The organism is Actinoallomurus soli, assembly GCF_024055715.1.
Taxonomy (GTDB): Bacteria; Actinomycetota; Actinomycetes; order Streptosporangiales; family Streptosporangiaceae; genus Actinoallomurus; species Actinoallomurus soli.
Window position 1 is genome coordinate 615,234 of record NZ_JAMXMV010000002.1, and the last position, 20,752, is coordinate 635,985.

Consider the following 20,752-nt stretch of genomic DNA (forward strand, 5'->3'; position numbering starts at 1 on the left):
CGATGTCACCGCCTGGCAACTCTGCGGAAGCCGTTCAACTCTCTGCGCTCTCTCAACAATGCCGCTCACCGGGTTATTCCACTCTCGACTGACATTCCGAAAAGCCGTCGTCAAGCCGCCTTTCCGGGAGATCATCGGGACGGCATGCTCCCCCGCATCGCCGCCATCCCCCACGAATCTGGAGTCTCGGTTGAAGCGTTCGTCCGTCACGACGGTGGTCATGGCCGCGACGGCCCTGCTGGCCTCCGGCTCCGCCGCGGCCGCGGCCACGAGCGGGCCGGCCTCGGCGCCGGCCTGGCACGACTGCCATACGGAGAGCACCCCGCAGCAGCTCGAATGCGCGACGATCAGCGTTCCGCTGGACTGGTCCCGGCCGGACGGGCGGCGGATCACCCTGGCGCTGAACCGGCTGCCCGCCACCGACCCGCAGCACCGCATCGGCTCGCTGCTGCTCAACCCCGGCGGACCGGGCGGCTCGGGCACCGCGGTGGTCGCGCAGGGCGGCATGCTGCTCGGCACACCGGACCTCAAGCCGCTGCGCGAGCGGTTCGACCTGGTCGGGTTCGACCCGCGCGGGGTCGGGGACAGCACGCCCGTACGCTGCTCGACGCCGGTGTACGACCCGGCGGCCCCCACTCTTCCCGCCACTCCGGCGGAGTACCGGCGGCTGGCGGAGAGCGACCGCCGCCACGGGCTGGACTGTCTCCGGGCGACCGGTCCGCTGCTCGGGCACGTCGACACGGTGAGCGCCGCCCGCGACGTCGACGCGATCCGGGCCGCGCTGGGCGAGCGGCGGATCTCCTGGCTCGGCGTCTCGTACGGCACGGAGCTCGGGGCGGCGTACGCCCGGTTGTTCCCCGGGCACGTACGGGCGATGGTGCTGGACGGCGCCGTCGACCACACGCGGTCGGTCGCCCGTGACGCCGTGGACGAGTCCGCGGCGATGGAGCGGGAGTTCCACCGGTTCGCGCAGTGGTGCCAGGACCAGGCCGACTGCCCGCTGCGCGGCCGAGACATCGCCGCCGACTTCGACGCGCTGACGGCGCGGGCGGACAAGGGCGAGATCGTCGACCGGGACCTCGGACGTCCCCTCACCGCCGCCGAGGTGACCGGCGGCGCCTACACGTACCTGACCCTGACCTTCCTGTGGCCGCAGCTCGCCCAGGCCCTGGCCGACGCGGAGAAGACGCCCTCGGACCCCACCGCGCTGGGCCAGGCGGTGCCCGGCGTCGACCCGGCCTACACGGCGTACCGCGCCGTCGGATGCCAGGACTTCCCGCCGGAGCTGCGGGGCTTCGCCGACCTGCGGACCCGGCTGGCGAAGGTCAAGAAGGCGGCACCGCACCTGTGGCGGTACTCCGAGATGTGGGACATGACGTCCGGATGCAGCGGCTGGCCGGTCCCGGCGGCGAACCCGCCCCGGCCCGAGCGGATCAGCGGAGCGCCGGCGATCCTCGTGGTCGGCAACACGTACGACCCGGCGACCCCGTACGCCTGGGCGCGGTCGCTGGCCCGGCGGATCGACGGGAGCCGGCTGCTGACCTATGACGGGGACGGGCACACCGCCCTCTACAACTCCTCCTGCGCCCGCGGCCGGGAAGTCGACTACCTGATCACCGGGCAGGTGCCCCCGGCGGGCACCATCTGCCGGCCCTGACCGTCCGCGGCCTTCGGTCGTCCTTCCGGCAGGAGATCCATCACATTTACCCCTTCCAGGTCCTGCTCGACGCCGCGGACTGCGGGCTGAAGACCGACTCGAAGGCCCAGGCCGAACAGGTGCGTTCGATAATCCCCCGCCGACTGCGGCAACGCATGGGCACTGTCCCCGGGCCGACGCTGCACCTGATCGACGCGGCACTCCGTCGTCACCTGAATCTCTGATGTGCGCGGATGCGGCGACGGCACCACGCCCGCTGCTGACTATCGGTCCCCTCGCCTCCGGCTGATCCGGAAGAGGGGATCGTTTGTTTTCTCTCGCCTGGGGGTCGTGAGGGGTCTCTGCCGCCATCGTCGCCGGGACCTTACCTGGGGCGCGCAGGCTTTACCGGTGGTTGTCCGGCAGAGGGTGTTGCCCCAGAACGACATGGACATAGCGTGACGGGACAGATCCGGGGAGGGAGCGTCCACATGACGGTGACACCACCCATCGAACGGGTCGGTCAGGCGTTCGCGAGGCGGGAGACGGCCGGCCGGATGCTCGCCGAGGACTCCGGGCGAGTGGCGCTCGCCTGCCGGGACATGGCGATCCGGTTCCATCGCGGCGGGAAGCTCATCGCCTTCGGCAACGGCGGGGCGGGTACGGACGCGGCGCACGTCGCCGTCGAGTTCATGCACCCCGTGATCGTGGGCAAGCGGGCACTGCCCGCCATCGCGGTCAGCAACGACGCGGCGGCCATCACGGCGGTGGCCCGCCGGCAGGGCCTGTGCCAGGTCTTCGCCCACCAGGTGCGCCACTGGGGCGCGCCGGCGGACATCGCCCTGGGGATCTCGGCGGACGGTCAGTGCGTGGACGTGCTCCGCGGCCTGCAGGCAGGCCATGAGCTGGGGCTCCTCACGGTGGCGCTGACCGGCGGGGACGGCGGCATGCTGGGCGACAGCCCGGCGATCGACCACCTGCTCACCGCGCAGAGCGACGACCCGGCGGTCGTCAAGGAGGTCCACGTGACGATGTACCACATCCTGTGGGAGCTGGTGCACGTGTTCCTGGAGCAGCCCGGCCTGCTCGGCCCGGAGGTGATCGGGTGACTGAGCGCGGCCGGTGTTCGGAGGAGGTGTGCGTCACCTGCTCCGACGAGGCCGTGCCCGTCACGGTGCTGCGGTTGCTCGACGGGGACCTCGCGATCGCCGACGTCGGCGGCGGCGCGCGGGAGGAGATCAGCGTCGCGCTGGTCGACGCGGCCGTCGGCGACACGGTCCTGGTCCACGCGAAAGAGGCCATCGCGGTGGTCACGCGGGGTGACCCCGGCAGAGTCGCAGGGGGGAACGGCAATGACCGGGAGTGAGCCACCGGAGGGGATGCGGGAGCTCTATCCCTTCCTGTACTCGGGCGAGTCCGAGATAGAGGCGGTGCTGGCGGAGGTCGGCCGGTCGACGGCGGAGAAGGCGAACGAGATCGTCGCCCTGCGACAAGAGGTCGCGGAGCGGTCGGGGGTCCTGCTCGCCGAGTGCGCCGAGGCGATGGCCAAGCGGTTCGCGATGGGCGGCCGGCTGTTCACGTTCGGCAACGGGGGCAGCAGCACCGATGCGCAGGAGGTCGCCGAGGCGTTCTCGTATCCGCCGCGCGGGCGGTCCCTGCCCGCGCTGTGCCTGACCAACGACGTCGCGGTGCTGACCGCTTTGTCCAACGACGTGAGCTTCGAGGTGACGTTCGCACGGCAGCTGGCGGCGCTGGGCGGTACGGGCGACATCGCGCTCGGCCTTTCGACGAGCGGCGGGTCGCCCAACGTCGTCCGGGCGATCGAGGAGGCCGCCCGGCGCGGCATGCTCACGATCGCGCTGGCCGGCTACCAGGGCGGTGAGCTGGCCGAGCTGGCGGCCCTCGACTACCTGTTCGTGATCCCGTCGTCGTCCGTGCACCGCATCCAGGAGGCGCAGACGACCGTCTACCACGTCCTGGGCGAACTGACTCAGATCGCCCTCGGCGCTCTCTCGTCGCAGGAGACGACGACGTGACGGCCCCGGCGGATCGCCGAGGTTCCGGACGGGGGCTCTCCCGGGCGACGGGGGCCGCGCATGCATGAGTTCGGGATGGCGGAGGCGATCCTGGCGGCCGTGGAGCAGTGCGCGGACGGCCGCTCCGTGCGGCGGGCGCGCGTACGGGCGGGGGTCCTGCTGCGGATCGGCGAGGCCGCCCTCGGCCGGGCGTTCGAGCTGGCCGCCGACGGGACGGTGGCGGAGGGCGCCCGCCTGGAGGTGGTCGTGGACCCCGTGCGGCTGACCTGCGGCCGGTGCGACCGGACCACGACGTCCGACGGCCTGATGGCGGTGTGCCCCGTGTGCGGCGGGACCGACCTGGCGATCGAGGGCGGCGACGAGCTCGTCCTCGAGTCGATCGAGGTGGTGGAGACGGCAGAGGTGCCGGGAGACTCCCGGCGAGATCCTGCGGATCCTCCCGGATAGTCCTGACGACGGGCCGGGCTCTCACCTGCCGGAAACCCGGCAGGTCCTCTCGCGAACCGAAACGTAGGGTTGTCGCGAGAGGAGTGGTGATATGCGCGAGGTTGTGGTCTGTTCACCGGTTCGTACGCCGGTGGGGCGGTTCGGCGGCGCGTTGAAAGACGTCAGCGCGCAGGAGCTGGCGGCGACGGTGATCCGCGCGCTCGTGGAGCGCACCGGGGTCGACCCCCAGGAGATCGGCGACGTCATCCTCGGCAACTGCAACCCGAACGGCGACGCGCCCGCCATCGGCCGGGTCGCCGCCCTGGACGCGGGCCTGCCGGTGGAGGTCGCCGGCGTACAGGTGGACCGGCGGTGCGGCTCGGGGCTGCAGGCGGTCGTGAACGCGGTGATGCAGGTCGCCACCGGCGTGAACGACATGGTCATCGCCGGTGGCACCGAGAGCATGAGCGGCGTCGAGTACTACGCCACCGACCTGCGCTGGGGCCGCCCCGGCCCGCAGATCAACCTGATGGACCGCCTGGCCCGCGCCCGCGTCACGGCGGGCGGGGAGCGCCACCCGGTGCCGGGCGGCATGCTGGAGACCGCCGAGAACGTCCGCGAGCGCTACGGCATCGGCCGTACGGAGCAGGACGAGCTGGCCCTGCGCTCCCACGAGCGGGCGGTGCGCGCGCAGGACAAGGGCCTGTTCGACGACGAGATCGTGCCGGTCGAGGTCCGCGACCGCAAGGGCGTCCAGGTCGTCGGCCGGGACGAGCACCCGCGCGCGGACACGACCCTGGAACGGCTCGCCACCCTCAAGCCGGTGATGCGCGTCGACGGCGCGACGGTCACGGCGGGCAACTCCAGCGGCCAGAACGACGGCGCGGCCGTCTGCCTGGTGACGACGCGGGAGCGGGCGACCGCGCTCGGCCTGACTCCTCAGGCCCGGCTGGTGTCCTGGGCCGTGGCGGGCGTGCCTCCGCACCTGATGGGGCTCGGCCCCGTACCCGCGACCGAGAAGGCCCTCAGCCGGGCGCGGCTCAGCCTCGACGACATGGACCTGATCGAGCTGAACGAGGCGTTCGCCGCGCAGGTGCTCGGGGTGCTGCGCGAGTGGGAGCTGGACGAGGCCGACCTGGAGAAGCTGAACGTCAACGGCTCGGGGATCTCCCTGGGTCACCCGGTCGGGGCGACCGGCGCGCGCATCCTCGCGACGCTGCTGTACGAACTGCGCCGTCGCGACGCCCGCTACGGCCTGGAGACCATGTGCATCGGCGGCGGCCAGGGCCTCGCCGCGATCTTCGAACGCGTCGCCTGACGCGTTCCCGTCACGGTCGTGGACCATCCCACGAGGACAGGTCCACGACCGGACGTTCAGCAGCCCGCTACGGTCCGACCGGATTGGCCGGGTCGTCGAGCCACACGCGTTCGCCTTCCGAAGAGACCGTCAGCCCGAACCGATCACGGCCCGGACGCCCGAGGGACAGCCACCGGAGATACGGCTCGGAGACTTCATCCCACAGGCGGCGCGGCCCATGCTGTTGGACGAGGAACTCGGCCTCTCCGGGCACGTAGTCCACCGACACCCAGGACCCGTGGTTCCCGGCATTGTCGAGCACCCAGAACGTCGCCTCGCCGGAATCCGTCTCCTCGTCGTAGTAGAGGCGTTTGTGCACGCCGGGCACGCCGGCGCAGATGAACAGGTCCGCGTCGGTGTCGTCGTGCAGGTGCCGCGGGTCGAGGCGGGTCGTCGACTCGGCCGGATCATCCGACTCGTGCACCCAGTCGAACGCGGACCCTCGTGCCGGGCGCTGCGAGCGCATCAGCATGTATCCGGCCGGGCTCGGAAACCGCCCCACGGCCGTTCCGTCGCCGACGACGGCCAAACGGGCCAGCCGGCCGTACCCGTAGCCGGGGCTGTAGGGGGTGAGGATCAGCCCACCCGGACGGGTCTGCTCCACCCAGGCGTACGGGATCGTCGCGACCGCGCACGTTGAATGGACGCGATCGAACGGTGCACCGTCCGGCCATCCCTCGGCACCGTCCCCGACGACCAAACGAGGCGCGTATCCGGCCGCCTTGAGGTTCGCCGCCGCCCGCTCCGCCAGCACCGGGTCGATTTCGATGGTGGTGACGTTCCGGTCGCCGATGCGGTGCGACAACAGCGCGGCCGTCCAACCGGTTCCCGTACCGATCTCCAGGACGCGATCGTGATCCTTGACCATGAGCGATTCCAGGAATGCGAAAACCGCCCCCGGAGCCGAGCAGGAAGAGCTGGCCAGCCCGTCGCCTAGCACGTCAGAGCCGCCGTCGTCGCGTTGGGTGACCAACGACGCATCGGAGTACACGGCCTCCCACCAGGCCGCTTCGTCACCGGCCCGGTCGACCGGGTATCCAGGGGCAGGACCGTCCGGGTTCGCCCAGGCGACGTCTGGCACGAAAAGGTGCCGCGGCACCTCGACCAGCGCTTGCCGCCACCGCTCATCGGCGAGGTCCCCCTGACCCGCGAGCAGGTCGGCGAGGGCTTCTGCGCGTGCACGCGGGTCAGAGGACGTCATCCCTCACTTACCTCTCTTGCCGTCGCTCGGGTTGTCGTTGGTGTTGCCGCCGGTACCGCGCTTGCCGCCCTGCGGGTCTCTGCCGTCCGTCGGCGTGTTGCCGTCGCTGTTGCCTCCACCGTGCCTGCCCATGCTCACCTCCCGTCACCTATCGTGCTGCCTATCGGGCGTTCGTACAGGTCGATGACTGTTACGCCCCGCTTTGCCGCCGCCCGGAGTCCGGTCTGCGCCTCAAGCACCGCACGCGTGAGGTCGTCCGCATCCGCCGCCTCCACCAGCCGCCATCCGACCGGAACGGGCACCAGCGCCCACCAGGACCGGGTGAACCTCCCGAACCAGAACACGAGGCCCGGGAACCGCCGCGAGATCACCCATGCAGGATCCGGAGTGACGCGTAACCCCGTCATGTCGAGCCGCCCCCATCGCGTGTCCTGAGGTGGTCGGCGATTCGGTCGGCGGCTCCGGCCACGTCCTCGGCGGTGTGCCTGTCGTAGTCGTCGCGCCGCCACACGAACGCGCCGTTGACGACTTCAACCGCCGTCCGGGGCGTTGTCGGACTTGAACGCGCCGAGACCGCCGGCCGCGCATCGCTCATCTCGACGCGGATTCCGCGCTTGACCAGTTCCCGGCATAGATCGACCAACCGGTCGACCTTCTCAGCATGGCTTATGCCGGCGGGAATCCCGTCTCGCGATGCTCCTTGCGCTGTCATGGAGCCGATGTAACCGTCTGAGGCGATGGGGGCGGCAGATGACATCCGATGGCATGGAGCGGGAGGCATGGCATGCCGACAGCGATCACGATCACCGGTACTCGCGCGACGGAAGATCGGCCGCACGGAGAGTACGACGCGATATTCGCCGAATACCTTGCGCCATTCGCCGATGAGGCGAAGCACTTCTACATCGGAGGCGCGATCGGCATCGACTCGCTCGCCCTGCTCTGGCTCACGACCGAGACAAGATCGAGAATCACCGTGGCAGTACCCGGTACGGCCGTTGATCAGCCCTCCGAAGCGCGCCAGGCGATAGCGACTGCGCAGGACAAGGGCCGGCTGAGCGAGCTGATCGAGCTACGACACTCGGGACATCCCTCGGCCGAGGCGTACCACTATCGAAATCGTTGGATGGTGGACCGCAGTGAGTTCGTGATCGCTTTTCCGCGCGGCGTCGATCGAACCCGCGGCACCTGGTACACGGCGGACTACGCGGCCGGGCAAGGGAAGCCTCGTCTCATCGTGCCCGTCTGATCAACGCTTGTGTTGTACTGGTCACGTGAAGTCACCAGAAAGGATGTGCGCCGCCCAGCGCATCCGTACCTTGCGTATGAGCCGGGGCTGGTCCCTGCTCGACCAGGCGCGCGCGTTAAGGGAGGTCGCCCGCCGTCTTCGTATGCCCACTGTCGCCCAGGCCCGGTTGAGTACCATTCAGCGGACCATCGCCCGCTGGGAGAACGACGGGGTACGCCCTGGCGAGCGCTACCAACTCCTGCTGGCCCACGTGTATGCAGATCAACGCGGGACGACGGCGCTCGGCCCCGGTTCGGACTTCGATCAACTCATGACCGTGTTCGCCATGTACGGGATCGAGCCACTCCGGATTTCGGAGCTTCGCGGTCTGGTGGCGGACGCCTTGACGAGCGGCGCGAGGGGCCTCCTTGCCTTCCTTAGTCCGAACCTCACGGCATCCCTCATGCCGACGCTGGCCGATCCGAGCCGTACCGACGACGAGTTGATCGCGCAATTGCGCGCTGCCGTGGCCGGCCTGAACGGCCGTATCGGAGCGGTGCCGTTCGTACGACTTCAGATCGGACTCGTGCCGATCATCGAGTCATGCCGCACGCTTGCCGCCGGACCCGTGCCCGGCGAGCTGCGGGAACAGCTGCTCGCCATTTCGAGCACCGCATGCCTTCTGGCCGCCCGCCTGGCCTTCGAGACCTACGATGCCCCCTCATCGACCGGCTTCTACTCCGAGGCACTGGCCGCTGCCGACCGCCTACCGGACCCGTGGCACCGCGCGCTGGTGCGGACGAGCCAGACCATGGTCGTTCTCTACTCGACCGGAGACCTCGACCAAGCGCAGGCGATCGCGTCAGAGGCCGTACGGGATTCCCGCCGGGGACGCAGTGCACTCGTTCGGGCCCGCGCGTATGCCCTGCAAGCCGAGATGAGCGCGCGAGCCAACGACATTCGCCGTGCCTTCACCGCACTGCACGCCGCGTCGCATGTGGTTGACCGTGCCGATCCCGAAGATCCCGCGCCAGGGAGCTTCGACGCCGGACGGCTCCAAGGCTTCGATGGACTATGTCATCTGTACGCCGGAAACCCCGCCAAGGCGGAGAGTCAGTTCACCGACTCGGCGAGCACCCTCCAGCGGCCACGGGACGCCGTACAGCGAGGCGTCGTCCTCGCCGACGGGGCGATGGCGCGTATCCGTCTCGACGAACCTGCAGCCGCCGTCCAGCTTCTCCACGAGTGCGTGGACCTGACGGCGAGCACACGCGGACGTGTGGTTGCCCAGCGGATTCGGGAAGCGCGCTTTGCGCTCGGCCCCTGGCGCGACGAGCGGTTCGTGGCCGAGTTGGACGACCACATGCACAGCACCCTGATCGCCTGACCCCAGGTCTCGCCTCCTGAGCGACGTACAGAGCCATCCCGTCCAGTGGTTTCTGGTACCCCGTACCGCGCCGTCTGCTCACACATTGCTCACGGACGGCGGACCACCGACGGCGCGCGGCTCAGAGGAACAGGTCGGCGGAGGCCGGTCAGCGGAGGCGGTGGCGGTCGATAAGCTGCCTGACGATGACGTTGCGCTGGATCTCGTTGGTGCCCTCGCCGACGATCATCAGTGGGGCGTCGCGGAAGTAGCGCTCGACGTCGAACTCGGTCGAGTAGCCGGCCGCGCCGTGGATGCGGACGGCGTCGAGGGCGATGCGCATCGCGGCCTCGGAGGCGAACAGCTTGGCCATGCCCGCCTCGAGGTCGCAGCGTTCGCCGCCGTCCAGGCGGTCGGCGGCGTCGAGCGTGAGCAGCCGCGCGGCCTGCAGCCGGGTCGCCATGTCGGCCAGGTAGTTGCCGATCGACTGGTGCTGGAAGATCCTTAAGGGCTACTCCTCGGGAGGACCAGTGCCGGACACAGAGCGTGACCTGATCCCCGTCGTGGACTACAGCAGGGCGAGCGCCGACAAGGCCAGGGACGAGCACACGGTTGAAGACCAGCAGCGCGTCAACGCCCGGACGGCCGCCCGTCTCGGCTGCCGCATCGTCCACCGGTTCAAGGACAACGACAAGTCAGCGGCGAAAGAAGGAGTCGTCCGCGACGACTTCGAGGAGATGCTTCGAGTCATCAGGGCAGGACGACTCGCGGACGGCACCCCCGTCATGGGCGTGATCGTCACCGCTGATGACCGCCTGGTCCGCCGAGCCGGAGACTACGAGCGGTTCGTGGACGCCCTGACCTACCAGGACGGCCGGGTCTACGCCGACGCACGAGGGTTCAAGGACCTCTACAGCGAAGACGTCGAGAGCATGGGTCTCATGGGCGCCGTGTTCGCCCGTATGGAGGTCAAGAAGACCCGCCGCCGGGTCCGGCGCTGGCATCAGTCCCGCGCAGAGAGGGGCATCGCGCCCGCTGGCCCGCGTCCGTTCGGATGGCAGGCCGACCGAGTGACGCCCGACCCCGTCGAAGCGGCGTTGATCCGGCGTGCCGTCGAGGAGGCCATTGCCGGGCGCTCCATGAACTCGATCGTCCGGGAGTGGCAGCGCAACGGCGTGAAGACCCCGCGCGGCAACGACTGGCTTCAGGGACCGTTCAAGAAGATGCTCAAGAATCCCCGCCTGTGCGGATGGCGGATGATCAACGGGGAACTCGTGACCGATGGCGGTACGCCCGTCCAAGGCGACTGGGAACCCCTGATCACCCCGGACCAGTGGCAGGCACTCCAAGCCATCTTCCAGGCCCGCAGCGGCCACCAGGTCAGCACGGACGGCCAACCCCTCTATCTGCTGGACCGCGACCACCGGGAACACCGCTACCTGCTGTCGGGCATCCTGCGATGCGGTCGCATCCTCGAAGACGGCTCCATGTGCATGGCGCGACTCCGAGTGTCCATGCAACCCGACCGCAGCGCCCACCGCTACTTCTGCCGCGCGAAGACGAACGGCGGATGCGGTTCCCTTTCGCGACGCGGTGACAAGATCGACGAATTCGTCTCAGAAGCCGTGTTGGCAAAGCTGGAAGAACGCACGATCGCCGCCCAGAAGGATTCCGGCCCATGGCTCGGTGAGAAAGAGCTGAACGATTACCAAGAGCAGCTTAAGGAGCTACGGAAACACTGGGCCGCACGTCAGATATCAAACAGCCTGTTCTTTGAGGAATCACGACGCCTCGAAGGAGACATCTCCCGCTTGCGCGCCGAACGCCAGCAGTACGCCGCCGCGCAGCAGAAGGCCACCACCGACATGGCCGATGTACGTCGGCGCTGGTACCTACCGGAAGAGGAAGGCGGGCTTCCCATCTCGACGAAGCGGACCTATGTCAAGGAAGCCTTGCATGCGGTCATCGTCCACCCGGCAGGCAAGGGCCATGGTGCGGGCAAGCGATTCAACCCCGATCTGCTAGAGCCGATCTGGCGCGAAGACTGACCCGCAGAAGACCGAGACGCCCTGGCAACTACACGCCGGGGCGTCTCCGCGTGCGTGATCTCCCTCACTCTCTCCGATGGTGCAGCCATACGCCACCAGTCACCAGCGGACGCCACCGGACGCCAGCGGTCACCCACGGACAACTTGAGACCGCAGGAACCCCGCGCCCGCAGGGGTTTGAGGTGTTTGACCGGACTTGGAATCGGGGCATCCTTGACCCGGAGCCGCGATCACGACTCCACGGGCAGGCGAGACACAGGCCGGGGTAGGCTCCCGACCGCCGAGGCACCCGCGAGGGCGTCTCACGAAAACGACAGCCTCTTAAAACACACACATATACATAAACATTGAGCCGGGGTAGGGTCCTGGCACCCGGGGTCGGCCCCCACGGGCAATTGCCCGAGAATGCCGATAACCGAATGCCCTAAAAACCTTAGAACTCTCAACGGAACAGTCTCGCCCGACATCCGGCCGACGCTTCGAGCGTTGAGCCGGATCGTTGTTGCTCGTGTCCTGTCACGCGTGCTCCTTTTCCGTCGAGAGGGAGAAGGGGTTTGTCAGGGTTGAAGCCGAGCCCGGAAGCACAGGAATGGGGCAAGCGACAGGCCGCGCAGTCACCGCGCTGGACTGATCAAAAATGGGAACGCGTCGCGACGATCCTCGGTGTCGCGATCAATCCCACGGATCCGGAGCAGGACAGCGGAAGCGCCGACCACATGCCGGAGGCGGCGTGAACACCTCCCAGCTCCCGGACCTGCCGCCCGATGTCATGGCCGCATTGCAGCGGGCGACCATGCCGGACTTCCCAAGATGGCAACAAATGGTCACCGCAACCGGCGGATGCGCCCAGCCGATCCGTCTCAAAGGCGAGCGTGTGACTCTCGACGCAGAGACCGGCGAGGTCATCGAGTCCTACGCGACCGCCGACGAGCCGACCGGATACCTGCTCACGGCGTGCGGGAACCGTCGCGCCTCGCGTTGTCCGGCGTGCGCCGAGGTCTACCGCGACGACACGTATCACCTGATCATCGCCGGGATGCAGGGCGGCAAAGGCGTTCCCGAAGGCGTGAGCAGACATCCTCGCGTCTTCGCGACCCTCACCGCTCCGTCGTTCGGTGCCGTGCACACACGACGAGAGCGAGCCGGGAAGGCACTCCCATGCCGCCCGCGCAGAAACAGCCCGGTCTGTGTCCACGGCCGCCCCGAAGGATGCGGCCAACGCCATGAGGCTGACGCCTCCACACTGGGGCAGCCGATCTGCGGAGACTGCTACGACTACGTCGGAGCCGTCCTCTGGAACGCACGCGCCGCCGAGCTATGGCGACGCTTCATGCTCGCACTCCCTAAACGCCTGGCTGCCTCTCTCGGCATCACCCGCAAGGCGTTCCGCGAACAGGCCCGCGTGTCCTACGCCCGCGTCATCGAGTACCAGCGTCGCGGCTTGGTTCACTTCCATGCCGTCATCCGCATCGACGGACCGGACGGACCGACCGACGCACCGCCTGCATGGGCGACAACCGATCTTTTGACGCAGGCGATCCATGAGGCGGCCGAGGACGTCACCGTGTCAGTCCCAGCACCAGACGGAGACGGCTCACTGTCGCTCGTCTGGGGCACGAAGCAACTCGACGTACAGCCGGTGTACGTCGCCGCCGAACTCGACGGCGTCACCACTGACAAGAACGTCGCACGCTACATCGCCAAGTACGCCACCAAGGGGGCAGAGGCATCCGGGACCGTCGACCGGCCGATCCGCTACCTCCACCAGGTCCAGGCCCTCGACATCGACGAGCACGCACGCCGGATGATCTGGACTTGCCTCCAACTCGCCGAGTTCCCGCAATACGTCGATCTGCGGCTACGCCAGTGGGCACACATGCTCGGCTACGGCGGCCACTTCTCCACCAAGAGCCGCCACTACTCCACCACGCTCGGAGCGCTCCGGCAGGAGCGAGCCGACTACCAAGAGGCCCAAGCCCGCGCTCACGGCGAAGGCGAGCCAACCGAGCAGCGACGGACCTTGACTCTCGCTCAGTGGAGCTACGCGGGGAGCGGCTATCTACACGGAGAGGGGTACTGGGCCGAAGCCATCCGGGAGCGAGTACAGACCGCCCGCAGCATCCGGCGTCAGGCCACAGAACGTGACCGCGACCAGAAGGCCAGCTAGCCGGAAGCTCTGAATCGGCGAGGATTTTCTCTACAGGGTCAAGGCGGCCCTGCCGGGCCGCACGCGCCGCCGACTCGGCACCTCGCCTACCGCTCCGTTCGGACTCCGCTCCGGCGAGGCCGACGCCGGTCGGCTGGCGCACAGACCATGAAGGGCACGGGCCGCCTCAGCGACATCAGCACCCACCGAGCCGCGCGCATGGAGACCGCTGGGATCGGACGGGTAGTGATCGCTCAGGAGAGCCGGGGCGGGCGGCGGCGCTCCCGCCGCCGCCCGGTCCGCTCCTCGGCTTCGGGCTTGCGCGTGCGGCCTTGGGGGCCGTTCGCGCCCGAGCCGAGAGGCGGACCGCCCGCCGTTAACATGACCGCCCGCGTGGGGCCTGCACGTCACCCGTCAGACCGCACCGCCGCCGGTTCGCGGTCCAGGGGCGCAGTGCCGCCGGCCGAACTTCGCCCTTCGGGTGCCTGCGGCATTCGGCCGGCCGCACTGCTCACCGCGGATTCCGGTTCTGTCCGCTGCCGCCCTTGTGGGCCGGGACGGGCGGGATCTTTAGCCACCTCCCTTGGGGCGGGTCCCTAAGACCGGGGGCACGACTCGGGAAGACGCGGGCAGGCAAGCATGCCCGAGATCGCCAGCGAGCTTAGGTGCCCCCGGTCTCCCACCCCAAGGCAGGACACCGGCCAAAGATCCCGCCCGCCCCTCCGCAGATCACGGCCGGTCGGCCCCGCCGCCGGGTACCGTCGCCGACGAGATGAACGCGTGGAGTTCCTCGGCGCTCATCTCGTCGAACCGGGCCAGGGCGGCACCGAGGAACAGGAGCTGATCCGTGTCACGAGTCGCGGCATAGACCGGTTCCCCGTTCCAGCGCCACAGCGGGACACCCTCTATGTCGTCCCCGACGCGCACCCACCCGGACAGGACGCGACTCGTCACAACGGCCATCGCGCCCCTTCCTGTTCTGCCGTTACGCCGACCCGTGCTCCGGCGCGGTGAACCGGTTCCCCCAGGCCGTCCAGGAACTGGCGAGCGTGATCCGGATACTTGCCGACGAGAATCTTGAGCTGTGCCACCTCGGCGATCCACGAGACGCCCGGTCGGCACATCCGCTCCACGGTGGCATGGAAGTTGTGCACCGAGTACATCAGCTCGTCCGGCGACGCCATCAGAACGCCGAATGAAGCGGAGGCGTGACGACGTGCTTGATCGCAGCCACCGCCCCGGTGATGTCGGCCGCCGGGCAGATGCGCTCGCCCCAGCTCCAGTAGAAGGACAGGACCTCGCCCTCATCGGGCATGATCTTTATGATCTCCGCCAGCCCCGCATGCGCGTTCGGTACGCACGCGCGCACCCGAGTCGGGCTCAGCACGTCGGCGCTTAACCCCTCGATCCGGCAGGCCCGCGCCAAGCGGTCAGCGACCGTGTGCGCGTCCTCCGGGACCTCTGGTCGTGTTCCCGTTTGCGTCATGCCCGAACGGTAGAGAACCCAGAGTGACCAGAGGGGGACACGGTGTCCCCCTACCCCCCGAGGACCCCCACCGCGTCAGCGAGTGCGACGGCGTCACTCTTGAGCGGTCCCCGCGCCTCGCGTAGCAGGTCGGACACCAGCCCTCGGGCAAGAGGGGTGTAGCGCACGGACTCCGGCGAGGCTGTGTGTGCACGGTTCATGTAGTGCAGGGTGCCCGCGTGATCATGGCGTTGGTGCTGTGCCCGAGCGAGTTCGATGAGGACACGCGACCGGCGCTCCACGGACGGGACCGTGTCGAGGTCCATCTCTTCGGAGCGCTGCAGAGCGGCACCGGGTGTGCGGAGGTCAACCCCGACGGAGATCCCGTGGATGTCGACGTTCGCCCGCCCGAAGACGGTCCAGGCGTGCGCGTAGCCAGCGGGAAGCCGATCGACGACGCGGTTGGCTTCGTCCCAGTGACGCCACGCGTCGCCGTCTCTTCCGTCCCGCGCATAGGTGATCGCCGCGTGGAGATGAAGCGCGCCGTACATCGCCCGGAGATCGTCGGAGCCTTCCTCCAGGAGCGGCGCGAGTGCGTTCGCGGCCGTCTCTACCTCGCGTATGGCCTCCTCCGTGTACCCGGTCTCTCGGAGCCCGTTGCCGTACGTCCACGCGGCCCCGCCGAGGCTCACGGGATCGTCGGCTTCCTGGGCGGCGAGACGACCACGGTCGACGATGACCCAGTACAGCTCCGGCTCACAGGCGTAGGCGAGTGCCTGTTGCGCCAGGTGGTAGACGTCAGCGAGCACCGCGTACGCCTTGCGCCGTTCCGGCCCGTCGAAGTGGCGCGTTGACGCTTGAGCATCCCGGATGAGATCAGGCAGCATCCGGCCGACCTCGGAGCGCTGGAAGCGCGATGAGTGCCACAGCCGCCACAGTTCCGAGACCCGCCCCCGAAGTACGTCCACGGACGGAGGGTCGTCCTGCGACGGAGAGGAGAACAGCGGTCCCCGCACGGCATCTCGGATCTCACCGACGAACGGCAGCATGAGGCGCGAGGAGGCATCGACCGGCACCGGTGTTGTTCCACCGGTGATGACGGACAGGTCATTGACGCGGAGAGCTACGGCGAGCCGGACGAGGAGCGTGTAATCGCGTAGGTCGCGTTCGCCCCGCTCGATCTTCTTCAACCAGTCCGGACTACGACCGACCAGGTTGGCGAGCACTGTGCGGGACATGCCGCGACGCTCGCGGAGGGCACGGATACGTTCGCCGCGCGTCAGCTCAGGGGGAAGAGTCTCGGGCATGGGGGACTCCCAAGGAGTAGCGGTGACCCTGCGGCCAGAGTACGCCGCACGAACCGGAAAGACCCCTGTTCGGAATCTGTCTCAAGCGGCTAGGCAGAAGTAGTAGCCCCGATGTATCTTCTGGTGTTGCCAGATCGGCCGCCCGAACGCCTCGCGCTCCTGGGCGTACCGCAGGGAGTCCTCCAGCGCGGCGCGGCCGACGCCGAGCGCCCGCGCGGCCACCTGGATGCGGCCGACCTCCAGGCCCCGCATCATCTGCGCGAACCCCGTGCCCTCGACGCCGCCGAGCAGCGCGTCGAGGGGCGCCCGGTGGCCGTCGAAGGCCAGCTCGCAGCTCTCGACGCCCTTGTACCCGAGCTTGGGCAGGTCGCGTGAGACGGTCAGCCCGGGCCCGGGTTCGACCAGCAGGATGCTGATGCCGCGGTGCCGGGGGATCGCCTCCGGGTCGGTCTTGCAGAGCAGGGCGATGAGGCCGGCGCGGCGCGCGTTGGTGATCCAGATCTTCGCGCCGTCGACGACGTAGTGATCACCGTCCCGGCGGGCGGTGGTCGTGATCGCCTGCAGGTCGGAGCCGCCGGACGGCTCGGTGAGCGCCATGGTCGCCCGCAGCTCGCCGGTCGCCATGCGGGGCAGGTAGCGGCGCTTCTGCTCCTCGGTGCCGAAGACGCCGATCAGGTGCGAGACGACCGTGTGACCGCCGAAGGCCCCGGCCAGGCTCATCCAGCCGCGGGCCAGCTCCTCGGTGACGAGGACGTAGCACCGCTTGGACACGGCGACCTCACCGTACGGCTCGGGAACGGCCAGCCCGAAGACGCCCAGCTCCTTCATCCGGTCGATGAGGTGCTCGGGGTAGGTGTTCGCGTGCTCCAGGTCGCGGGCGACCGGGCGTACCTCCCGGTCGACGAAGTCGGCGACGACCTCGACGATGGCGTGTTCTTCCTCGGACAGCTCGGGCACGGTCGGTCCTCCTCGGTTCTCCACCGTATCGGCGTGCGAGCATGACGGCGGAGATCGCCGGGGGCGCTTCATGTGACGTCCGATGCTCACGGGCCGTCGGCTTACCGGGAGCGTGGGCCGTTTTGACGGTTACTCTGCGTCAACGGCCGTCCCGGGTGGCTAGACTCAAGTCTGCAGAGGTCACGGTTCCTGGCCGCGGTCCGGTCGGCCGGCAGCCGTTACGGGGCTCCGATGAAGGCTGTGAAGTCCGAGCAGGTCGAGCCTCGACCGCACGGGCCACCCCTGCCGGCCGAAGTGACGAGTTTCGTGGGGCGTCGGCACGAGGTGGCCGAGGTCAAACGTCTCTTGTCCGCGTCACGGCTCGTCACCCTTTCCGGGGTCGGTGGCGTCGGCAAGACCCGGCTCGCCGCCCGGGTGGGCACACTCGTCCGCCGTGCCTTCCCCGATGGCGTGTGGCTGGTCGACCTCGCCGCCCTGGCCAATCCCGGCATGCTGACCCCGGTGGTGTGCGAGACCCTGCAGGTCGAGGCTTCCTCGGCCGATCCGCCGCTGCAGGTACTGATCGACCACATCTGCGACGCCCACGCGCTGTTGATCCTGGACAACTGCGAGCACCTCCTTCCGGAGGCCGCGCTGCTGGCCGAGACGTTGCTGCGCGCGTGTCCGCGCCTGCGGATCCTGGCCACCAGCCGCCAGGCCCTCGGCGTCGCCGGCGAGCAGACCCTCTCGATCTCCAGCCTGCCGGTGACCGGCCGCACCGTCACCGGACCGGACACCGCCCCTGACGGCGGGATCGTGGCCGGTGACGCCGTGCGGCTGTTCGCCGAACGCGCCGAGTCGGTCGTCCCCGGCTTCACCCTCACCCAGGACAACCTCCCCACCGTCGAACGCATCTGCCACCGCCTCGACGCGCTGCCGCTGGCCATCGAACTGGCCGCCGTACGCCTGCGCGCCCTGTCGGTCCACCAGCTCCTCGCCCGCCTCGACGACCGCTTCCGCCTCCTGACCTCCGGCTCCCGCGCCGTCCTGCCCCGCCACCAGACCCTGCGCGCCCTCATCGACTGGAGCTACGGCCTGTGCACCGAACCCGAACGCCTCCTCTGGGAACGCACCTCCGTCTTCTCCGGCGGCCTTGACCTCGAAGCCGCCGAAACCGTCTGCGCCGGCGACGGCATCGACCGCGACGACATCCTCGAACTCGTCATCGGACTCGTCGACAAATCCATCCTCCTCCGCGAAGAACACTCCGGCACCGTCCGCTACCGCCTCCTGGAGACCATCCGCCAATACGGCCGAGAACGCCTCCACGCCTCCGGCACCACCACCCGAGTCCAACAACGCCACCGCGACCACTACCGCGACCTCATCACCCGAGCCGAACACGACTGGTTCGGACCCGACCAGGTCGCCTGGCTCGACCGGCTGCGAACCGAGCATCCCAACCTGCGCGCCGCCCTGGAGTACTCCTTCAGCACGGCGGACGAGAGCGCCGTCGGCTTGGAGATGGCCGCCGGCCTGCTGCATCACTGGATGGTCAACTATTACCTCACGGAGGGCCGCGGCTGGCTGGACCGCGGGCTCGCCGCCGGAACGGAACCGGGCGCCGTACGGGCCAAGGCCCTGTGCGCCGACGCCTGGATGGCCATCACGCAAGGGGAGTCCGGAGCCGCTCTGCGCATGCTGGACGAGGCCGGGAGCATCGGGGACCTTCTCGGATCGCGGTCCGTGGGCGCGTACGTCGCGCTGTTCCGCGGGATGGTCGCGATGTACGCGACGGACGCCGACTCGGCGATCCGGTACTACAAGGAGGCCGCCGCGGTTCACCGCCGGCTCGGTGACCGGAAGGGCCTGGCGCTCGGGCTGATCTGGCTCTGCCTCGCGTGTTCCTTCCAGGGGAGTTCGAAGTCCGCCCTCGAGTACGGGCAGGAGGGCCTGACCCTCTGCGACGCCGCCGGGGAGCGCTGGAACGGGGCGTACGCGACCATGGCGCTGGGCGTGGAGACCTGGCGAGAAGGCGACTTGAGAGGCGCGACGGAGCTGGTCAGGCGGAGTCTGCGCTCCCACCGGGACCTCGACGACCCGCTGGGCATGGGGGTCGACTTCGAGATCCTCGCCTGGGTCGCCACCGCGGAGAAGGACTACGAGCGGGCCGCCCGGCTCCTGGGAATCCTGCGGACGACCTGGCGGCTGATCGGCGCGCCGCCGTCCGGATGCGGCCACCTGGTCCGCTGCCACGAGGAGTGCGCGTCCCGTACGCGGGCGGCCATGGGCGGCCATGCCTTCGCGACGGCCTGCGAGGCGGGCGCGGCGCTGCCCTTCGGCAACGCCCTCACCTACGCGCTGGGCGAGCGGCGGCTCCCGGTCGCCGACCCCGTCGGCTCACCCCTCACCCGCCGCGAGACGGAGATCGCCGATCTCGTCGCGGAAGGCATGAGCAACAAGGACATCGCGGCCAGGCTGGTGATCGCCCAGCGAACCGCCGAGGGCCACGTCGAGCACATCCTGAACAAACTGGGCTTCAACTCCCGCGCCCAGATCGGAGCCTGGGTGGGAAAGAGACGACCCAGGTAAGGGGGAGGGGCGGATCCGGGGGCGGCAGCGTCCTGGCGACCGGAGGGATGCGCCCCGCTGGCGGGCGGATCCGGGGGCGGCAGCGTCCTGGCGAGGGGGCCCGCCTTCCGGCCCCCGGATCCTTGCGAGGCATCAAACGGGTATCGCTGTGTTCTGTCCTCGGCCGCACCTCCTCACAGCTCGACTTCCAACTCCGGAAACGGCCGGTGGGTCCGTAGTTCGAACCAGACGAACTTCCCGGTCGCCGTACGCGCGGCGCCCCAGCGGCTGGACAGCATGCCCACCAGGTGGAGCCCGCGCCCGCCTTCGTCGATCTCGCCGACGGGTCGTACCTGTGGCACCGACTCGGCGGCCTCGTCGTGCACTTCGAACCGCAGCCTGTCCTCTTCCGCGCACACGGTCAGCTGGATCTCTCCCCTGCCGTGGCGTACGGCGTTGGTGACGAGTTCGCTGACCAGGAGCTCGGCGGTGTCACGGTGGTCGCCGAGGCCCCAGTGCTCCAGCTGTTCGCCGGTGAGGCGGCGGGCGGGCGGCACCGCGGCGGTCGAGGAGGGGAGCGGCCACGAAGCGGTACCCCGGTCGCTCCCCGACTCCACGGAAGGGCGGGCGAACTCACCGCGGGGGACGGTGGCAGTCGGTCCACGCCGCTGATGAACGCCGCCGCTTCCGGGGGCGAGCGCGACCTGCGGCGCCAAGGGGCGCCGCCACTGCGTGCTCGTGGGGGTCCTCACGGGGGTGCCGGCGAGGCTGAGCCGGTTCACGGCGTCCGCCTTCCCTGGCGCAGCGGCCGTTCTCGTCCCGCGAGGAGCGCGCACCTGCCCGCGTCACCACGGGGGACATCCGCGGGCGGGCACGTGGCCTGCTGCTGACACATCGTCTCGTACTTTCGGTCATCGCCGAGTCGGCCTGAATCGGCGTATGACACGAGCATCTCCCCTGAGACCACGCCTTCGTGACGGGACAAATCCCCATCTCGCTACGTATTCCACGTAGTCGCCTCGTCACGAA

The 20,752-nt window shown here is 69.3% G+C and carries 22 protein-coding genes and 2 pseudogenes; 13 read left to right on the top strand and 11 right to left on the bottom strand.

Features of this window, described 5'->3' with window-relative positions:
• Positions 1-190: 190 nt before the first annotated feature.
• From NDW01_RS08900 to NDW01_RS08925, 7 genes are all read left to right on the top strand, one after another.
• Positions 191-1,657 carry an alpha/beta hydrolase gene (locus NDW01_RS08900; protein WP_252818653.1) on the top strand — a complete coding sequence of 489 codons (1,467 nt, stop codon included), beginning with the start codon at positions 191-193 and terminating at the stop codon, positions 1,655-1,657.
• A gap of 44 nt (positions 1,658-1,701) precedes the next feature.
• Positions 1,702-1,881: a type II toxin-antitoxin system PemK/MazF family toxin gene (locus tag NDW01_RS44295; protein WP_406567706.1), complete on the top strand. Its 180-nt coding sequence runs from the start codon at positions 1,702-1,704 to the stop codon at positions 1,879-1,881.
• A gap of 246 nt (positions 1,882-2,127) precedes the next feature.
• A complete protein-coding gene (locus NDW01_RS08905; RefSeq protein WP_252818655.1) occupies positions 2,128-2,745 on the top strand; it encodes a D-sedoheptulose-7-phosphate isomerase in 618 nt (205 codons plus the stop codon).
• Positions 2,742-3,002 (top strand): HypC/HybG/HupF family hydrogenase formation chaperone, encoded by a 261-nt coding sequence (locus NDW01_RS08910; protein ID WP_252818657.1) that lies wholly within the window; start codon positions 2,742-2,744, stop codon positions 3,000-3,002. The genes NDW01_RS08905 and NDW01_RS08910 overlap by 4 nt, the downstream gene beginning before the upstream one ends.
• The gene (locus NDW01_RS08915; protein ID WP_252818658.1) at positions 2,989-3,672 is read left to right on the top strand and encodes a D-sedoheptulose-7-phosphate isomerase; all 684 of its coding nucleotides are present in this window, start codon (positions 2,989-2,991) and stop codon (positions 3,670-3,672) included. Before NDW01_RS08910 ends, NDW01_RS08915 begins: the two co-directional genes overlap by 14 nt.
• A gap of 60 nt (positions 3,673-3,732) precedes the next feature.
• Positions 3,733-4,119, top strand: coding sequence for a hydrogenase maturation nickel metallochaperone HypA/HybF (locus NDW01_RS08920; RefSeq protein WP_252818660.1), 387 nt, complete (start codon positions 3,733-3,735; stop codon positions 4,117-4,119).
• A 91-nt stretch (positions 4,120-4,210) separates the two neighbouring features.
• On the top strand, positions 4,211-5,416 hold the full coding sequence (locus tag NDW01_RS08925) for an acetyl-CoA C-acetyltransferase (RefSeq protein WP_252818662.1): 1,206 nt from the start codon (positions 4,211-4,213) through the stop codon (positions 5,414-5,416).
• A 67-nt stretch (positions 5,417-5,483) separates the two neighbouring features.
• Here NDW01_RS08925 and NDW01_RS08930 read toward each other — a convergent pair whose 3' ends face one another.
• From NDW01_RS08930 to NDW01_RS08940, 4 genes are read right to left on the bottom strand one after another with little or no spacing between them, the layout of a single operon-like run.
• The gene (locus tag NDW01_RS08930) at positions 5,484-6,656 is read right to left on the bottom strand and encodes a methyltransferase domain-containing protein (RefSeq protein ID WP_252818665.1); all 1,173 of its coding nucleotides are present in this window, start codon (positions 6,654-6,656) and stop codon (positions 5,484-5,486) included.
• Positions 6,657-6,659: 3 nt separating this feature from the next.
• Positions 6,660-6,788: a hypothetical protein gene (locus NDW01_RS42770; protein ID WP_256511089.1), complete on the bottom strand. Its 129-nt coding sequence runs from the start codon at positions 6,786-6,788 to the stop codon at positions 6,660-6,662.
• A 2-nt stretch (positions 6,789-6,790) separates the two neighbouring features.
• A complete protein-coding gene (locus tag NDW01_RS08935) occupies positions 6,791-7,027 on the bottom strand; it encodes a hypothetical protein (RefSeq protein ID WP_252818666.1) in 237 nt (78 codons plus the stop codon).
• A gap of 32 nt (positions 7,028-7,059) precedes the next feature.
• Entirely contained in the window at positions 7,060-7,368 is a 309-nt protein-coding gene (locus tag NDW01_RS08940; protein WP_252818668.1) for a hypothetical protein, read from the bottom strand.
• 72 nt (positions 7,369-7,440) lie between these two features.
• Between NDW01_RS08940 and NDW01_RS08945 the strand changes: the two genes are divergently transcribed.
• On the top strand, positions 7,441-7,905 hold the full coding sequence (locus tag NDW01_RS08945; RefSeq protein ID WP_252818670.1) for an LOG family protein: 465 nt from the start codon (positions 7,441-7,443) through the stop codon (positions 7,903-7,905).
• Between the two features lie 25 nt (positions 7,906-7,930).
• Positions 7,931-9,271 (top strand): hypothetical protein, encoded by a 1,341-nt coding sequence (locus NDW01_RS08950; RefSeq protein ID WP_252818671.1) that lies wholly within the window; start codon positions 7,931-7,933, stop codon positions 9,269-9,271.
• Positions 9,272-9,419: 148 nt separating this feature from the next.
• On the opposite strand, the pseudogene NDW01_RS08955 reads toward NDW01_RS08950, so the two are convergent.
• Positions 9,420-9,752: pseudogene (locus NDW01_RS08955) on the bottom strand (acyl-CoA dehydrogenase family protein); the annotation flags it as partial.
• 28 nt (positions 9,753-9,780) lie between these two features.
• On the opposite strand from NDW01_RS08955, the gene NDW01_RS08960 reads away from it, so the two are divergent.
• The 3 genes from NDW01_RS08960 (at position 9,781) to NDW01_RS08970 (ending at position 13,465) form a co-directional block, all read left to right on the top strand.
• Positions 9,781-11,298 (top strand): recombinase family protein, encoded by a 1,518-nt coding sequence (locus NDW01_RS08960; protein ID WP_252818672.1) that lies wholly within the window; start codon positions 9,781-9,783, stop codon positions 11,296-11,298.
• A gap of 554 nt (positions 11,299-11,852) precedes the next feature.
• A complete protein-coding gene (locus tag NDW01_RS08965) occupies positions 11,853-12,032 on the top strand; it encodes a hypothetical protein (RefSeq protein ID WP_252818673.1) in 180 nt (59 codons plus the stop codon).
• Complete coding sequence (locus tag NDW01_RS08970) at positions 12,029-13,465, top strand: replication initiator (protein WP_252818674.1); 1,437 nt, start codon at positions 12,029-12,031, stop codon at positions 13,463-13,465. Before NDW01_RS08965 ends, NDW01_RS08970 begins: the two co-directional genes overlap by 4 nt.
• Positions 13,466-14,173: 708 nt before the next feature.
• On the opposite strand, the gene NDW01_RS08975 is transcribed toward NDW01_RS08970, so the two are convergent.
• The 5 genes and pseudogenes from NDW01_RS08975 to NDW01_RS08995 all read right to left on the bottom strand — a co-directional run.
• On the bottom strand, positions 14,174-14,407 hold the full coding sequence (locus tag NDW01_RS08975; RefSeq protein ID WP_252818675.1) for a hypothetical protein: 234 nt from the start codon (positions 14,405-14,407) through the stop codon (positions 14,174-14,176).
• Positions 14,395-14,628, bottom strand: a complete 234-nt coding sequence (locus NDW01_RS08980) for a hypothetical protein (RefSeq protein ID WP_252818676.1) — start codon at positions 14,626-14,628, stop codon at positions 14,395-14,397. The genes NDW01_RS08975 and NDW01_RS08980 overlap by 13 nt, the downstream gene beginning before the upstream one ends.
• The gene (locus NDW01_RS08985) at positions 14,628-14,930 is read right to left on the bottom strand and encodes a hypothetical protein (RefSeq protein ID WP_252818677.1); all 303 of its coding nucleotides are present in this window, start codon (positions 14,928-14,930) and stop codon (positions 14,628-14,630) included. Before NDW01_RS08985 ends, NDW01_RS08980 begins: the two co-directional genes overlap by 1 nt.
• 50 nt (positions 14,931-14,980) lie before the next feature.
• The gene (locus NDW01_RS08990) at positions 14,981-16,216 is read right to left on the bottom strand and encodes a helix-turn-helix domain-containing protein (protein ID WP_256511091.1); all 1,236 of its coding nucleotides are present in this window, start codon (positions 16,214-16,216) and stop codon (positions 14,981-14,983) included.
• A 114-nt stretch (positions 16,217-16,330) separates the two neighbouring features.
• A pseudogene (locus NDW01_RS08995) lies at positions 16,331-17,173 on the bottom strand (acyl-CoA dehydrogenase family protein); the annotation flags it as partial.
• A gap of 231 nt (positions 17,174-17,404) precedes the next feature.
• On the opposite strand from NDW01_RS08995, the gene NDW01_RS09000 reads away from it, so the two are divergent.
• Entirely contained in the window at positions 17,405-19,744 is a 2,340-nt protein-coding gene (locus NDW01_RS09000; RefSeq protein WP_252818679.1) for an ATP-binding protein, read from the top strand.
• 173 nt (positions 19,745-19,917) lie between these two features.
• Here the strand turns inward: NDW01_RS09000 and NDW01_RS09005 are convergent, their stop codons facing one another.
• The gene (locus NDW01_RS09005; RefSeq protein WP_252818680.1) at positions 19,918-20,505 is read right to left on the bottom strand and encodes an ATP-binding protein; all 588 of its coding nucleotides are present in this window, start codon (positions 20,503-20,505) and stop codon (positions 19,918-19,920) included.
• Between the last annotated feature and the right edge of the window lie 247 nt (positions 20,506-20,752).

Excerpts from the sequence above, each read along its gene's own strand:
- NDW01_RS08905 (WP_252818655.1), top strand. The coding sequence starts at position 2,128 with ATGACGGTGACACCACCCATCGAACGGGTCGGTCAGGCGTTCGCGAGG.
- NDW01_RS08915 (WP_252818658.1), top strand. The coding sequence starts at position 2,989 with ATGACCGGGAGTGAGCCACCGGAGGGGATGCGGGAGCTCTATCCCTTC.
- NDW01_RS08920 (WP_252818660.1), top strand. The coding sequence starts at position 3,733 with ATGCATGAGTTCGGGATGGCGGAGGCGATCCTGGCGGCCGTGGAGCAG.
- NDW01_RS08925 (WP_252818662.1), top strand. The coding sequence starts at position 4,211 with ATGCGCGAGGTTGTGGTCTGTTCACCGGTTCGTACGCCGGTGGGGCGG.
- NDW01_RS08930 (WP_252818665.1), bottom strand. The coding sequence starts at position 6,656 with ATGACGTCCTCTGACCCGCGTGCACGCGCAGAAGCCCTCGCCGACCTG.
- NDW01_RS42770 (WP_256511089.1), bottom strand. The coding sequence starts at position 6,788 with ATGGGCAGGCACGGTGGAGGCAACAGCGACGGCAACACGCCGACGGAC.
- NDW01_RS08940 (WP_252818668.1), bottom strand. The coding sequence starts at position 7,368 with ATGACAGCGCAAGGAGCATCGCGAGACGGGATTCCCGCCGGCATAAGC.
- NDW01_RS08945 (WP_252818670.1), top strand. The coding sequence starts at position 7,441 with ATGCCGACAGCGATCACGATCACCGGTACTCGCGCGACGGAAGATCGG.
- NDW01_RS08975 (WP_252818675.1), bottom strand. The coding sequence starts at position 14,407 with ATGGCCGTTGTGACGAGTCGCGTCCTGTCCGGGTGGGTGCGCGTCGGG.
- NDW01_RS08980 (WP_252818676.1), bottom strand. The coding sequence starts at position 14,628 with ATGGCGTCGCCGGACGAGCTGATGTACTCGGTGCACAACTTCCATGCC.
- NDW01_RS08985 (WP_252818677.1), bottom strand. The coding sequence starts at position 14,930 with ATGACGCAAACGGGAACACGACCAGAGGTCCCGGAGGACGCGCACACG.
- NDW01_RS08990 (WP_256511091.1), bottom strand. The coding sequence starts at position 16,216 with ATGCCCGAGACTCTTCCCCCTGAGCTGACGCGCGGCGAACGTATCCGT.
- NDW01_RS09000 (WP_252818679.1), top strand. The coding sequence starts at position 17,405 with ATGAAGGCTGTGAAGTCCGAGCAGGTCGAGCCTCGACCGCACGGGCCA.